Source organism: Bifidobacterium sp. A11 (genome assembly GCF_000499185.1).
Classification (GTDB): Bacteria; Actinomycetota; Actinomycetes; order Actinomycetales; family Bifidobacteriaceae; genus Bombiscardovia; species Bombiscardovia mizhiensis.
This window is the reverse complement of record NZ_AWUO01000001.1, coordinates 599,051-613,515: the sequence shown is the minus strand read 5'-3', so window position 1 is coordinate 613,515 and position 14,465 is coordinate 599,051. Positions and strand designations below refer to the sequence as shown.

The window sequence follows — 14,465 nt, the reverse complement described above, 5'->3', positions numbered from 1 at the left end:
AGCAATCGCAACGGTTGCTGGGCTTTTGCATGTCCCGTGAATCCAAGCGAGAATCGAATTTGTTGGATATTTGTGTGACAAAAGTCCCAGCCAAAGAAAAGTGCCACCGAGGCAGGGTGCAAGATCTGTCTGCTAATCATTGAGTGCGTTTCTCAAATCTCCCGCCCGCTGTTTTTCTTGGCCACCGATCTCAGTTCTGGCGTGACATTCCCTGCCTGCTTGGGTATGGAAGCCTGTACAGCAGTCGGTCATTCCTGACCTGTAGAAGAGCATGAGAATCTTGTGCTTACGAATCAAACAGGCAGATGTGCCGGCGGGTGGTAGCTGCCTCAAAAACTGCCAAGAGTGTGAAATCTGTCTGAAACATGGAATCCATGCGTGGTTTTCAATGCGCCATGACCTGCAGTGGTTGGGATAAAATACGGATGCCGGTTGAAGTGTAGTCGTGTTGATGGTGACACGCGGTTGGGGCTGGCGCTATATCGGATTTCAATGAATCACCTGAATCAATGGAGATCATGAGCGCTTCTCGGCCTAGTGCCATCACCTGTTTTTATTGAATGATGCCTATGTCTTGGCCCCTGTATGACCGGTTGGGGAAAGGGGTGCCACGGCGGCATCGGGAGAGGGGTGAAGGGTCGAATGGAATATTCGCTTATGACCAAGCTGGCCGCAGAATGTGTCGGCACCGCCATATTGATGATCTTCGGCAACGGCGCAGTTGCCGACGTGGATTTGGAGAGCACCAAGGGCCACCACTCAGGCTGGCTGACTATCGCCATGGGATATGGCTTCGGAGTCATGTTTCCCGTGCTCATGTTCGGCGGGGTGTCAGGAGCTCACATCAACCCGGCCATGACTCTGGGACAGGCCGTCATCGGCATCTTCCCCTGGAGCCTGGTTCTTCCTTATATCCTGGCGCAGCTGATCGGTGCGGCCCTGGGTCAGCTGGTCGTCTATGCCTGCTACTTCCCGCACTACCGCCTGACCAAAGACCCTTTGCCGATTTTGGGCACCTTCTGCACCACTGACGCCTCGGGTTCGCTGGTCAACTACTTCATCAATGAGTTCTTTGGCACGCTGGTGCTGGTCTTGGGAGCCCTCTGCTGCCTGCAGGGTCCATGGGGGTCTAAGGGGTTGGCTGCCGCCTCCATCGTTGTCGGCTTGATCGTCTGGGGGCTGGTCACCTCTCTGGGTGGTCCCACCGGCCCCGGTTTGAACCCTGCGCGCGACCTGGTGCCGCGTTTCCTGCATTGGATTCTGCCCGTGCCCAACAAGGGGGACTCACGCTGGGGCGAGGCTTGGATTCCAGTGGTGGCACCCATCATTGGTGCCATTGTCGGAGCCGTGATGTTCAAGGTCCTCTTCGCCGCCTGATCAACAGGTAGCTTCAGGGTCTCGGGCTTCCTTTCGGAGGCCCGGGATCCGACAGTTGAACACGCAAGTATAGATATCATATTGTCATGTTGTTATAATGTTTGCGGAATTCGAGGTTGAAGATTCCGTGGGGAGGCATCCACCCTCCCGCGAACATTCGCTACGAAGCGGATGAGCTTCATCGTATGCGAGGAGGCAAATTGCTGGACGAGTATTTCCCGGAAGGCACCGTCATGTACAGGGACGGCGTGGCCGATTGGGTGGAAGCAGTGGATGTGGTCACCGCTCCGCTGGTTGAGTTGGGGAGGATCAAGCCCTCCTATGTCGAGGCCATCAAGGCTTCGATACGCAAACCAGGTGGCACCTATATTGATCTGGGTCAAGGCATCGCCATGGCCCACGCCAGGCCAGAGGCAGGCGTGGTGACCACCTCCCTGTCGGTGCTGAAGGTTGGCAGGCCCTTTCTGCTGGCCGATTCGCAGGACCACCCAATCAGCACGTTCTTCTGCCTGGCCGCGCAGGACTCGAACAGTCATTTGAGCCTGATGCAATCGCTGGCGACCTTCCTGAGTGACGGCAAGAATCAGGAACGGCTGGGCAAGGCCGCGAACGTTGAGGAATTGAGGACGATCCTCAAGGAAGAAAGGTAATCAATATGAAGATTCTGACGGTTTGCAGCACTGGACTGGGGTCGAGCTTCATCACCCAGCTCAACATTGACAAGGCCTTGAAAGAGCTTGGTGTGACCGGTGTCGAGACCGACCATAGCGATTTGGGCTCTGTCAACAAGGGCGATGCCGATGTGATTTTTGTCGGGCGTGACATCGCTGATGCTGCCAAGGATCTGGGAGACGTGGTTGTTCTGAACAGCCTGATCGATATGAATGAGATCAAAGAAAAACTGGCTGAGGCTCTGAAGCGCCACGGTATGGATGTTCCCCAAGGAGGGCAGACGGCATGAACGGTGCGTTAAAAGTCCTTTTGGACATCTTCCGACAGCCTTCCGTCATCGTCGCGCTGATCTCCCTGATCGGTCTGGCTCTGCAGCGCAAGTCTGCTACGGACGTCATGAAAGGAACCATACGGACCTTCGTAGGCTTCCTGGTTCTGGCCGCCGGTGCAGGCGTGGTGACGAACGCATTGACTCCCTTTGGGGATATGTTCCAGCATGCCTTCCACGTCCAGGGCGTCGTCCCCAACAACGAGGCCATCGTCGGCACGGTCCTGGTCAAGTACGGATCTGTGGCTGCGCTCATCTTCTTCTTTGGAATGATTGTCAATGTCCTTCTTTCGGCAACCTCATATTTCAAATATGTGTACTTGTCAGGACACGTGGCCTTCTACATGGCCACGATGATAACTGTCATCTTCGTGGCGGCCGGATTCTCCACCTGGCAGACCCTGCTCTGGGGCTCAATTGCTCAGGGCCTGGTTGTGACCCTTTCGCCAGCAGTCGTCCAGCCTTTCATGAAGAAGGTCACTGGTACCGATGATGTGGCCTTGGGCCACACCGGCGGCTCAGGCATCGCCTTGGGCGGTCTGGTGGCTATGCTCACCCGCAGCAAGAAGCATCCATCCAAATCAACTGAGGATATCAACTTCCCCAAGAACCTGGGCTTTCTGCGCGATACAACGGTCATCGTGGCCCTGTCTATGGCTGTAATCTATGTCATCGTAGCGCTCTTCGCCGGTCCCGGCTATATCGAGAGCAAGCTCAGTGACGGACAAAACTTCATCGTCTATGTGGTCTTGCAGGCCGCTACTTTCTCTGCCGGCGTCTACATCATTCTGGCAGGTGTTCGTGTGGTTCTGGGCGAGATCGTTCCTGCTTTCAAGGGCATCAGCGAGCACCTGGTCAAGAATGCCAAGCCTGCACTGGACGTTCCTGTCACCTTCACCTTCGCTCCTAACGCCGTTCTGATTGGGTTCCTTTCCAGCTTTGTCGGTGGTATCGTCGGCATGGCCATCATGGCCCTGGCCGGCACCACCGTCATCATTCCCGGTGTCGTGGCCCACTTCATGACCGGTGGTGCTACAGGCGTGATTGGTAATGGCGCGGGCGGTCGGCGTGGAGCCATTCTCGGTTCCTTTGTCAACGGCCTGGCCATCACCTTCCTGCCACTCTTGCTTCTGCCGGTGCTGGGCTCTGTGGGCAAAGGCGCCGCTACTTACTCGGATGCTGATTTCGGCGTGGCCGGCATCTTCCTGGGCTACCTAAACAAGGCCGGCGGTCAGATTGCGATTATCGTGGGGATCATTGTTGTGCTGATCCTGGTCTATGTGGTTTCCTACTTCATGAACAAGCGCAAGAGGGCTATTGCTGCTGCGGCTGATACGTCCGACAAGGCCGAAGCCGTCGCCTGAATAAGAAGCCTCTGTCTCATCTGAAGATGACAGGGGCGACGATGGGAGGGGTCATGGGACTAGCGGACTTTTCGATACCAGTTCCATGACCTGTCCACTGCTGGAGAATATTTCAGCTTGGGCCCTGTTCAGAGCAGAGGCGAGGGGCTTCTGCAATCATGGAATGAAGCAAGTCTCGATCGGCACAGGCTGCGGGATTTCGATTCATGAAAGCAAGGAAATATCAGGTGGGTCGGTTTTGCAATGGTAGATGGAATTCCCAAGTATGTGTCCGTACGAGACCATTTGCGCGGAAGCGTCAAACGTATGAAGGATGGGGCGCAGCTGCCTACTGAGTCCGAACTCTGCGCACGGTACAAGGTCAGTCGCATCACGGTTCGCCATGCCATAGAAGATCTGATTCGAGAGGGGCTGATCGTTCGCAGCCAGGGCAAGGGAACCTTCAAGCTGAAGTCGCCTGCTTCCTCCCGTGAGGTGATCAACGGTCGCATCAGAGGATTCTGGCGCCAACAGCATGATCTGGGCAGAACGGTCAAGACCCGGGTACTGGGTGACAGGATCGTCAAGAATGCCGACATTGCATCAAAGCTGGGTCTAGAGGCTGATGCGGACCTGATCGAGCTGGAGCGACTGCGCTATGTCAATGGAGACCTGCAGCAATACGTCTGCACCTACCTGCCGAATGCCCAGTTTCCGGAGATACTTGAGCATGATTTCTCCGATGGATCCCTCTATGACTTCATCGAAGGTCGATACGATGTCAGACTCGCCAGGAATGAGGTTGTAGTTCGCATCGAGAATGTCGATTCACGGATCGCCGGGTACTTTCATGTGGACAAGGGTCGACCCGTGCTGGCTATGGACTCCACCGTCTTCGACGGATTCGGCTCGGTGGTGGCATTCGGTGTGGCGCTCCAACCGCCTGCATATTCCGAAATAGAGTTCGTCATCAACGGCGTGCCGGACTCCAGATGATGTTGTCTGCTTCGGGAGGTCGGCAACGGCATCTGGCAATGACTATGAATGTTTGTCGGCCCTTGGATGGCCTTTCATGTCGGTGCTCGAAAATTTCGGTCCGGTTCCTGTCTGTGTGTCATGCTTGTCGCGCTTGAATGGTTCACCCGGCCATGGATATGATTGACCATATATGCCCGATTCCTCGCAATGAGTGCATCGGAAAGGGAAGGCAGGTACGACCATGGGGCGTCTTCAAGGCAGGAAAGAGCGCGAGCCGTTTGTGCTCGAGCATGCCAGTATCGCGACTGGTGATGAACAAGGCACGGTCCAGAAGGATATGTCTGTTCTGGTGTCCGCGGACGGCCGGATAGAACAGGTCTGCCCGACCCCGCTGGCCTATGTGCCTTCCGGATATCACCGGATCAACGCTACGGGCAAGTTTGTGGCACCTGGACTCATCAATGCCCATACCCATCTTTTTGCCGACGGCAAGCCCCTGTCCGGAGGTACTGACCTGTCGCCGCGCGTGGTCGACGCTGCTTTGAAAGTGGTGCACAGCCCCGCCGGCAGAGTGCTTATGGATGCCAGGATCAAAGGCAACGTTTCCACTCTGCTGAATTCTGGAGTGACAACCATCCGTACCCTGGGTGATGTGGGCTATGAGGCGGTTCGTCTGCGTGACAAGATTGATGCCGACGAGCTGACCGGCCCGCGCATGCTGGCTGCCGGTCCGCTCCTGGCAATCCCTGGAGGTCACGGCGATCCCTTCATCGCTCTGTCCTGCTCCTCTCCCGAAGAGGCCAGGCGTCGGACCAGGGAGAACCTGGACCATGGGGTCAATGCCATCAAGGTTGCTGCGACCGGCGGCGTGACCGATGCCACCAAGCTTGGCGAGGCCGGTAGCCCGCAGATGACCGAGGAGGAAATGGCCGCCGTCTGCGATGAAGCCCATGAGTTTGGTGTGCTCGTCGCAGCACACGCTCAGAGCCCCGAGGGGGTCAAGGCCGCTCTCAAGGCGGGAGTGGATACCATCGAGCACGGCAGCGCTCTGGATGACGAGATGATTGGGCTCTTTCTTGACAATCCGCGCTCGCTTCGTGGTTTCTCGGCCCTGGACCCCACCCTGTCCGCCGGTCTTCCTCTGGTCAAGATCAGCCAGCAGGAGCTGGGGATCAGCGACATAGTTCGAGGCAATTCCGAACTGGTGGTCGACGGTATGGTCAAGAGCGCCAAGCAGGCTCTCGAGAATGGCATAGCCGTCGGCGTTGGCACCGACACCGGCATGACCTTCGTGCCCCAGTACGGCACTTGGCGGGAACTCGACTATCTGGTACGGTATGCCGATTTCACCCCGGCGCAGGCCTTCCACGCTGCCACCCAGGTCAATGCCCGAAACCTGGGCTTCGACAATGTCACTGGCTCGGTCGACACGGGCAAGGATGCGGATCTGATCGTCCTTGACGAGGACCCTGCCAAGAATGTGCGGACCCTGGCTGATCCCAAGCTGGTCATTGTGCGCGGCAAGCCAGTCTGGCGGCCTGAGGTCAAGCACTTCGAGGAGATCGATCGCCTGCTCGACAGCTTCTGAGCATTCGCCTTGTGCGACCATTCAGGAGCAAGTAGTAGTTTGGCTGCCTGATGGTTTCCCGATGACCGGATGGTATGCAAGCATGTCGGTATGCACAAGGGAGAACCGAGAGTGGATCAGGGCGACCAAGCCAAGGTCGTAGGAAGGTTGGCACCTTCGCCGACTGGGCGAATGCACCTTGGCAATATCTATGCATGTCTGGCGGCCTGGCTGGGTGTCAGGTCGCAAGGATCTGGCGGGGTTCTGCGGCTTCGCATCGAAGACATAGATGCGCCGCGGGTGGTCAAGGACGCTGATCGTTGGATCATGGATGATCTGGCCTGGCTGGGATTGGATTGGGACGGCGAGGTGGTCTACCAGTCCCAGCGCGCCGATGCCTACAGCCAGGCATTGAAATTACTTGAATCACAGCAATTAATTGGCGGGCAGCCCCTGGTCTACCCCTGCTTCTGCTCCCGTGCCGACATCCGTGCGGCATCGGCGCCGAATGAGGGCGACGGGTTCATCGTCTATCCGGGCACCTGCCGAGGACTTTCCCATCAGACAGTCAGTGAAAGGCTGGCTCGGGGGCAGCGGCACAGCCTGCGAATCGCAGTCCCCGATCAACCCGACGAGTCAGGTGCCGCCTGTCGCTTCAGGGATCTGATCTTTGGCCCGCAGTCCTTCAACTTGCCAAGGCAGGTCGGCGATGTGGTCGTCAGACGTTCGGACGGCTTGGTTTCCTATCAGTTGGCGGTGACGGTGGATGACCTGGCCATGGGCGTCAATCAGATCGTTCGAGGACGGGACCTCCTAAGGTCCACGGCCATTCAGATGTGGATCAGGTACCACCTGCAGCCGCAGGCTCCTCGTGTTCAGTATGCGCATCTGCCGCTGATCGATGGCGTGGACGGCAGGAGAATGTCCAAACGCTTCGGATCGCCGGACCTGGGGTTGCTTAGGAGGGATGGATGGACGGCCAAGCAGGTGCTGGGGATCTGCGGCTGGCTCCTGGGAATCTTGGACTGTCCCAGACCTGCAAGTGCGCGGGAGCTGCTGGATGGTTTCACGTGGAACACGCTGGCCTCTGACCGCAAGGACCGGCGGCTTGACCTGAGCAAGCTGAACGTTTCTGGCGTAAGGCCGGATCTGTGAACTCTTCGATTTTGAATTTCCTTGCTCGTTTCTGGCATCAGCTTTCTCCCGGGCTTGTGAGCTTGCCGGTATGAGCCACTGGCTACCATGGCCTCAGTCAAGGCTTCCGGATTTTTAAGGAGGTAGCGGGTCATGGTCGCCTATATGGACCACAAGGATCTGGGCAATCGGCAGATCAGCCAGGAACGAGCGGGTCAGATCGCGGATGGGGTCAAGCGCGTGGCTGACAGGATCGCCAAAGCGGAGGACTCCGCTGGTCGAAAAGAAGGCTCGGTGACACTGCTGGCGGCCACCAAGACCCGCGATGTGGGCGAGATCATGGCAGCCATTGATGCCGGGGTGCGTCGAATCGGTGAGAACCGTCCCCAGGAGGTCACCGCCAAGGCCCAGGGATTGTTGGAGCTCTGTCGGGACAAAGGACTGGCCCTTGGCGCCGAGGTTGCAGATAACGATAACAATTCACCCAGCGTGGGCTTCCATCTGATCGGGCAGCTCCAATCAAACAAGATCAATAAGATCCTGCCATATGTCGACACGGTCGAGTCGGTGGACGGGCCATCGCTGGCTCGAAAACTGGCCACGCGGGCACTGGCGTCGGGCAGAACTGTGGGCATCCTCCTAGAGGTCAACGAGTCCGGCGAGCAGGCCAAGTCGGGCTGCGCTCCCGACCAGGCCCTGGATCTGGCCTATGAGCTGGCCAGTATGGAGGGGATTAGGCTCAAGGGTCTGATGACCGTCGGCGCCCATGTGGATGATGAGGCCGTCATCAGGAGCGGATTCGCCCATCTCCGCGGCCTGCGAGACCGCATCAGGGATTCGGGGGAGCCGGGCACGGACACCTGCGCCATGCTGTCCATGGGCATGACCGGAGACATGGAGTATGCGGTGGCCGAGGGGTCGACCGAGGTCCGTGTAGGCACAGCCATCTTCGGCCCTCGGGCTTTTATCTGACCGGCAGCTCTCTGTTTCAGAAGCCGAACCTGTCAAGAGGCCCGGCCTGGGGCTAGACTGTGCCCTATGAGAATCGCGCGTTTTTCCTATAAGGACACCCCACGATACGCCTTTGTCCAAACTGACAAGCAGGACGGCAAGGACTACCTGGTCGAGCTGAGCGGCTACCCTCTGACCGGCCAGCAGGTCGAGCCCACCGGCAAGCGTTACCCCCTGGATGACGAGGATGTGCGGCTGCTGGCTCCGGTGATCCCCTCCAAGATCTACGGAGCAGCCAAGAACTACCGCGCTCATGCCGCCTACATGGCTGAGCATGGTCAGTCCTCGAACCCGGAGCCTCCGGAAAAGCTCATGCTCTTCATGAAGCCTTCCACCTCGGTCATCGGCCCTGACGATCCCATCGTCAAGCCTTCCTACAGTAAGGACATGAACTACGAGCCCGAGGTTGCCGTCGTTATCGGCAGGATGGCCCGGAAGGTGAGCGTCAACGAGGCCATGGACCATGTGCTGGGCTATACCTGCGTCAACGACGTGACCCTGCGCGATCTGCAGAAGAACGACCCCATGTGGACCCGTTGTAAGGGCTTTGACACCGCCTGCCCCCTTGGGCCTTGGATCGAGACCGACCTGGACTATCGGGATGCGAAGATCTCCTTCAAGCTCAACGGGGAAGAGGTGCCCGAGGCCAGCGGCACCACCGCCAACCTGATCCACTCCATTCCTGAGCAGATCGCCTTCATCTCCAGCTTCGCCACCCTGCTGCCCGGCGATGTCATCATGACCGGTACCCCTAACGCCACAGGTTCGTTGAAAAACCGGGACGAGGCCACGGTCCAGGTGGAGGGGATCGGTTACCTGCGCAATGTGGTCATCGACGAGTAGCGAAAAAGAGGAGAAACAAGCAAGGCAAAAACTTGAGTCGAATGGGCTCAAGTTTGGGAATAGGTGTCCTCCTTCTGCTGTTGTAGAAGACAGATGAACCCGTGACGGGGTCTGGTCGAGTGTTTCGGCAACCCCCGCCGAAGAATGTTGGAGGATGCTCTATGAACGAAAACTTCACCACCATGGCCCAGCAGGCCATAGGCGATGCTATCCAGTCGGCCTCGGCGGCTGGCAACCCCCAGGTGGATGTGCTCCATCTGTTGGACTCTCTGCTGCGTCAGCAGTCCGGAGTGGTGCCTGGACTGATCCAGGCCGCTGGTGGTGACAGCCAACGAGTCGGAGCAGAGGTCCGTCAGGCCCTGGTGGCTCTGCCGTCGGCCAGCGGGTCCACGGCCTCGCAGCCCGATGCCAGCCGTCAGCTCAGCATGGCCCTGGCCCAGGCGGAGAAGGAAATGCAGGCCATGGGGGACGAGTACGTCTCCACCGAGCACCTGCTCATTGCCATCGCTCAGGGTCCCTCGCAGGCCGCCGATATTCTGAACCGGAATGGTCTGCAGGCCGATACCCTGCGCAAGGCCGTGCCCCAGGTGCGCGGCGGCGCCAAGGTGACCAGCCCGGATGCCGAGGGTACCTACAAGGCCCTGGAGAAGTACTCCACCGATCTGACTGCCCAGGCCAAGGAGGGCAAGCTGGACCCGGTCATCGGCAGGGACCAGGAGATTCGTCGTGTCATGCAGATCCTGTCCCGGCGGACCAAGAACAACCCGGTCCTTATCGGCGAGCCCGGTGTGGGCAAGACCGCTGTGGTCGAGGGTCTGGCCGAGCGCATCGTGGCCGGCGACGTACCCACCACCCTGCAGGGCAAGAGGCTGATCTCCCTGGATCTGAGCTCCATGGTGGCTGGCAGCAAGTACCGCGGCGAATTTGAGGAGCGCCTCAAGGCCGTCCTCAATGAGATCAAGAGCGCCAACGGTCAGGTCATCACCTTCATCGACGAGATCCACACCATCGTCGGAGCTGGTGCGGCTGAAGGATCCATGGACGCAGGCAACATGCTCAAGCCCATGCTGGCCAGGGGTGAACTGCGCCTGATCGGCGCCACCACCCTGGACGAGTACCGTGAGAACATCGAGAAGGACCCGGCTCTGGAGCGCCGCTTCCAGCAGGTCTTCGTGGGCGAGCCCTCCGTGGAGGACACCGTGGCCATCCTGCGTGGCCTCAAGCAGCGTTACGAGGCCCACCACAAGGTGACCATCGGGGATGATGCCCTGGTTGCGGCAGCTACGCTGTCCAACCGGTACATCTCTGGTCGTCAGCTGCCCGATAAGGCCATCGATCTGGTTGACGAGGCCGCTGCCCACCTGAGGATGGAGCTGGACTCCCAGCCTGAGGAGATTGACGAGCTTCAACGCCGCGTCACCCGTCTGGAGATGGAGGAGATGCAGCTGAAGAAGGCCGATGATCCTGCCTCCAAGGACCGCCTGAGCAAGCTGCAGGCCGAGCTGGCGGACTCCCGTGAGAAGCTGGGCGGCCTCAAGGCCCGTTGGGAGAACGAGAAGGCCGGCCACAACAAGGTCGGCGACCTGCGTGCTCAGCTGGATGCCAAGCGGGTCGAGGCCGACAAGGCCACTCGTGAGGGCGACCTGGAGAAGGCCTCCCGCATTCTCTACGGGGAGATCCCCGGCATTCGCAAGCAGCTGGCCCAGGCGGAGAACGCGGCCGAGCAGGCCAAGAACGCCGCCAATGATGCTGGTCCCGACGGAGCTGACATCGCCGGGGGCCCAGCCCAGGAGCCCATGGTTCCCGACCACGTTGATGCGGATTCCGTGGCTGAGATCGTCTCTGACTGGACTGGGATTCCCGTAGGACGGCTCATGGAGGGCGAGAACGAGAAACTCCTGCATATGGAGGACTACCTGGGCAAGCGGGTGGTCGGCCAGCAGGAGGCCATCCATGCGGTATCCGACGCGGTCCGGCGCTCGCGTGCCGGCATCGCCGACCCTGACAGGCCCACCGGATCCTTCATGTTCCTAGGCCCCACCGGCGTGGGCAAGACGGAGCTGGCCAAGGCTCTGGCCGACTTCCTCTTCGACGACGAGAAGGCCATGGTCCGCATCGACATGTCAGAGTACATGGAGAAGGCCTCGGTCTCTCGTCTGATCGGTGCTGCTCCCGGCTACGTAGGCTACGAGGAGGGTGGTCAGCTGACCGAGGCCGTGCGTAGGCGGCCCTACTCGGTGGTCCTCTTCGACGAGGTGGAGAAGGCCAACCCCGAGGTCTTCGACCTGCTCCTGCAGGTTCTGGACGACGGCAGGCTGACCGATGGCCAAGGTAGGACGGTGGACTTCAAGAACACCATCCTGATCATGACCTCAAACCTGGGCTCGCAGTTCCTGGTCCGGGACGACCTGGACGAGGAGGGCAAGCGCAAGGCCGTCATGGATGCCGTACACGCCAACTTCAAGCCCGAGTTCATCAACCGGCTGGACGACCTGGTCATCTTCCACCCGCTGACCCGCGACGAGCTGGGTTCCATCGTGGACATTCAGGTCAAGCAGGTGGCCCAGCGGCTGACTGATCGGCGCATCACCCTGGATGTCACCGACTCCGCCCGGGAGTGGCTGGCCAACATGGGCTATGACCCGGCCTTCGGCGCTCGTCCCCTGCGTAGGCTAGTGCAAACCGAGGTTGGCGATCAGCTGGCCAGGATGCTGCTGGCCGGCAAGGTCCACGACGGCGACACGGTTCTGGTGGACCAGACCGGTGGCGACCACCTGGAGCTGACTGCCTGGCCCACCGAGAATCTGGTCGATGACTCGGTCACGGTCGACGATGTGACAGCTGATGGCGATGCCGATGCTGATGCCGGCGATGGCGGACGTGATGGCGGCCGTGGCCGTCATGCCGCTCGTGGCGACGATCAGGATCAGGCCCAGTCTCACTGAGATCAATTAGGGTCGGCACACGGGGATAATTCCGGGTGCCGACCCTTTCTGTATTACAGACTGTGCTCTATGGATTCAGTGCAGAGCGGCCGCCGGATCCTTGCCCTCTTGCATGGACTCCCACTGGCTGTCGACAATAACCTGGGGGCGTCGTGCCGCGACTGTCGGAAGTTGGTCCGTGTCGATCAGGGCGAGGTGTAGCCAGCGACGGCGCAGGTGCCGCAGCCGGTGTAGACGACGAATGTTGAGCATGGCCAGAATGGTGGACAGGGCCCCTGCTGCTGCCGCGATCATGGGGTTGAGCATCCAGCCAAGGAAAGGCTGGCAAATTCCGGTGGCAACGACCAGGGCGATGATGTTATAGACAGTGGACCAGATCAGGTTCTGCCTGATGACCTGGGTCGTGGCCCGGCTCAGTTCTATGGCCCTGCCGGTTCCGTCCAGGTCGTCCTGGTGCAGGATGAGATCCGGTTGCATCGGGTCTGTACCCTCCGCATCTGCTTGAAGTTGGGGACCCAGAGCGATGCTTACTCGGGCCTTGTCTGTCAGCTCATGATCAGCGGTTGTAGCAGCTGCCAAAGCCACTAGGCTTGTTCGGCCCCGTTCCCGGGTGGAGGTGGCGTTTTGACCAGTCCGATCCGCCGGAACCCCCCTGCTGGTCCGGGTCAGGTCGTGGTTGAGCCTATCCATGCACTCGCGTTTGCGCTCGGGGGTCAACTGGGTGATCAACATATCCACGCCCGCCTGACGGGCTGCACGCTCGATCCTGTCGTCCGGCTGGCGGCTCCCGTCCAGGATCAGGCTGCTTACCCGCAGGGCGCGTAGATGGGTGGCGGTTCGGGTCAGGGATTCCGTATGCACTCCTTGGCCCTCCGAGTCATCGGGATCCAGCAGAGAGGAGTCGTCCAGAATCAGGGTCCGCACCCGGCCCAGACGGTTCATGGCTCGTGGCGAGGTGAAGAGCAGGCCGTGGGCCAGGCCCGTCTCCAGGCTGGTTCGGAAGGCCATGGGGATGGTCATGGCTGCGACGGCAGGGCAGGCGATGGTCAGCACGCAGACGGCATTGCCTACAGCGTGGGCCAGGTGGGGCTGCGGACCCAGCATGAGCCAGAGCATGAAGGCCCAGACAGCCAGGATCATGATCATGGCGATGGCTGTGTGGACGATCCGATCCATCCTGCGCATGTCGGGGGATCGCTCGACCAGGGCCTGGGGAATGATCTTTGCGAGCCTGGCTGCGTAGGTGTTGTCGCCGACGGCATCAACGCGGATGGACAGTCGACCCTCCAGAATCTTGCTGGAGGCCAGGATCCGGTCGCCGGGTCCGCATGGCCGGGGTCTGTCACCGCCTGTCAGCTCGCTGTCGTCCACCAGAGCCGACCCTGATTCCACAACTCCGTCAGCAGCGGGCCGCTCACCTGTGCGTACCAGGAGCAGATCGCCTGGGCGGATCCGGTCACGTGCAAGGATCTGGGCGGGGACGGATTGCGGATGCTCAGGATCGGCTACCAGGCCTGAGGCTGGCCGTATCTCCGTCAGGTGGTTCAAGGAGGCCACCAGGGAGGCTTCCATTCTGGTGCCGATGACCCGAGCCAGCAAGAGAAGGGTGATGACCACGCCGATCAGATCGAAGTAGGGGGATCGGGAGCCCTCCGGCAGCTGGGATCCGGCCAGGCAGGTGACCAGGCTATACAGGTAGGCCAGGCTTGTGGCCAGCATGGCCAGGAGGTCGGGGCTGCAGCGGTGCTCGGTCATGGCCTTCCAGCCGTCCGTGAGTATTCCACGGCCGCAGTAGAAGAAGACTGGAGTTATCAGAATAGCCTGCACCCAGGGGCTGGTCAGCCAAGAGGGTAGCAAATCGGGGCCGAAACGATCGAACAGATCCAGAACCAGGACGGGCGCGGTGAGCAGGGCGCTGACGATGGTCGGCCTGATCAGACGATGACCGCGGGAGTCCAGATCGGCCCCCCACCTGCCCCAATCCTCGGGATCGCGCCAGGGAGGGTTGGCCGGGGAGCCCGCGCCCGCATCCTGGTCACTGGCATGGGCTGACGGCATAAGGAAGTACCAGATGATCAGCCAGGTGACCGCACAGGCCACGACCAGATCGGCTATCGCCAGGAAGATATCGATACCCACGGATCTCCTTCGGTCTTGCTCCAACCCCTTGATATTCTCTATTCTGCCCGTCATCGGGGCCTGGCACTGGTTTCAAGGCCGATTCCTTGCGGAAAAAACGAATTTTCGAACTACCGTCGGTAGCCTGC

At 59.9% G+C, this 14,465-nt stretch carries 11 protein-coding genes; 10 read left to right on the top strand and 1 reads right to left on the bottom strand.

Going from position 1 to position 14,465, the window contains the following annotated elements; translation table 11 throughout:
* Nucleotides 1-642 precede the first annotated feature (642 nt).
* The 10 genes from P273_RS0102655 to clpB all read left to right on the top strand — a co-directional run bounded on the left by P273_RS0102655 (nt 643) and on the right by clpB (nt 12,198).
* Nucleotides 643-1,377: an MIP/aquaporin family protein gene (locus P273_RS0102655; RefSeq protein WP_024626943.1), complete on the top strand. Its 735-nt coding sequence runs from the start codon at nt 643-645 to the stop codon at nt 1,375-1,377.
* A gap of 185 nt (nt 1,378-1,562) precedes the next feature.
* Entirely contained in the window at nt 1,563-2,027 is a 465-nt protein-coding gene (locus tag P273_RS0102650) for a PTS sugar transporter subunit IIA (protein ID WP_051354087.1), read from the top strand.
* Nucleotides 2,028-2,032: 5 nt separating this feature from the next.
* Entirely contained in the window at nt 2,033-2,338 is a 306-nt protein-coding gene (locus P273_RS0102645; protein WP_024626941.1) for a PTS sugar transporter subunit IIB, read from the top strand.
* Nucleotides 2,335-3,741 carry a PTS ascorbate transporter subunit IIC gene (locus P273_RS0102640; protein ID WP_024626940.1) on the top strand — a complete coding sequence of 469 codons (1,407 nt, stop codon included), beginning with the start codon at nt 2,335-2,337 and terminating at the stop codon, nt 3,739-3,741. The genes P273_RS0102645 and P273_RS0102640 overlap by 4 nt, the downstream gene beginning before the upstream one ends.
* 243 nt (nt 3,742-3,984) lie before the next feature.
* Nucleotides 3,985-4,716, top strand: a complete 732-nt coding sequence (locus tag P273_RS0102635) for a GntR family transcriptional regulator (RefSeq protein ID WP_024626939.1) — start codon at nt 3,985-3,987, stop codon at nt 4,714-4,716.
* A gap of 223 nt (nt 4,717-4,939) precedes the next feature.
* Nucleotides 4,940-6,286 carry an amidohydrolase family protein gene (locus tag P273_RS0102630; RefSeq protein WP_024626938.1) on the top strand — a complete coding sequence of 449 codons (1,347 nt, stop codon included), beginning with the start codon at nt 4,940-4,942 and terminating at the stop codon, nt 6,284-6,286.
* A 90-nt stretch (nt 6,287-6,376) separates the two neighbouring features.
* Entirely contained in the window at nt 6,377-7,420 is a 1,044-nt protein-coding gene (gene gluQRS, locus P273_RS0102625) for a tRNA glutamyl-Q(34) synthetase GluQRS (protein ID WP_081709218.1), read from the top strand.
* 132 nt (nt 7,421-7,552) lie between these two features.
* On the top strand, nt 7,553-8,371 hold the full coding sequence (locus P273_RS0102620) for a YggS family pyridoxal phosphate-dependent enzyme (protein ID WP_024626936.1): 819 nt from the start codon (nt 7,553-7,555) through the stop codon (nt 8,369-8,371).
* A gap of 66 nt (nt 8,372-8,437) precedes the next feature.
* The gene (locus P273_RS0102615; RefSeq protein WP_024626935.1) at nt 8,438-9,253 is read left to right on the top strand and encodes a fumarylacetoacetate hydrolase family protein; all 816 of its coding nucleotides are present in this window, start codon (nt 8,438-8,440) and stop codon (nt 9,251-9,253) included.
* Nucleotides 9,254-9,414: 161 nt separating this feature from the next.
* Nucleotides 9,415-12,198: an ATP-dependent chaperone ClpB gene (gene clpB, locus P273_RS0102610; RefSeq protein ID WP_024626934.1), complete on the top strand. Its 2,784-nt coding sequence runs from the start codon at nt 9,415-9,417 to the stop codon at nt 12,196-12,198.
* Between the two features lie 75 nt (nt 12,199-12,273).
* Here clpB and P273_RS0102605 read toward each other — a convergent pair whose 3' ends face one another.
* Complete coding sequence (locus P273_RS0102605) at nt 12,274-14,337, bottom strand: hypothetical protein (protein ID WP_024626933.1); 2,064 nt, start codon at nt 14,335-14,337, stop codon at nt 12,274-12,276.
* Between the last annotated feature and the right edge of the window lie 128 nt (nt 14,338-14,465).

Excerpts from the sequence above, each read along its gene's own strand:
- P273_RS0102630 (WP_024626938.1), top strand. The coding sequence starts at position 4,940 with ATGGGGCGTCTTCAAGGCAGGAAAGAGCGCGAGCCGTTTGTGCTCGAG.
- P273_RS0102640 (WP_024626940.1), top strand. The coding sequence starts at position 2,335 with ATGAACGGTGCGTTAAAAGTCCTTTTGGACATCTTCCGACAGCCTTCC.
- P273_RS0102615 (WP_024626935.1), top strand. The coding sequence starts at position 8,438 with ATGAGAATCGCGCGTTTTTCCTATAAGGACACCCCACGATACGCCTTT.
- clpB (WP_024626934.1), top strand. The coding sequence starts at position 9,415 with ATGAACGAAAACTTCACCACCATGGCCCAGCAGGCCATAGGCGATGCT.
- P273_RS0102620 (WP_024626936.1), top strand. The coding sequence starts at position 7,553 with ATGGTCGCCTATATGGACCACAAGGATCTGGGCAATCGGCAGATCAGC.
- P273_RS0102645 (WP_024626941.1), top strand. The coding sequence starts at position 2,033 with ATGAAGATTCTGACGGTTTGCAGCACTGGACTGGGGTCGAGCTTCATC.
- P273_RS0102655 (WP_024626943.1), top strand. The coding sequence starts at position 643 with ATGGAATATTCGCTTATGACCAAGCTGGCCGCAGAATGTGTCGGCACC.
- P273_RS0102635 (WP_024626939.1), top strand. The coding sequence starts at position 3,985 with ATGGTAGATGGAATTCCCAAGTATGTGTCCGTACGAGACCATTTGCGC.
- P273_RS0102650 (WP_051354087.1), top strand. The coding sequence starts at position 1,563 with ATGCGAGGAGGCAAATTGCTGGACGAGTATTTCCCGGAAGGCACCGTC.
- gluQRS (WP_081709218.1), top strand. The coding sequence starts at position 6,377 with ATGCACAAGGGAGAACCGAGAGTGGATCAGGGCGACCAAGCCAAGGTC.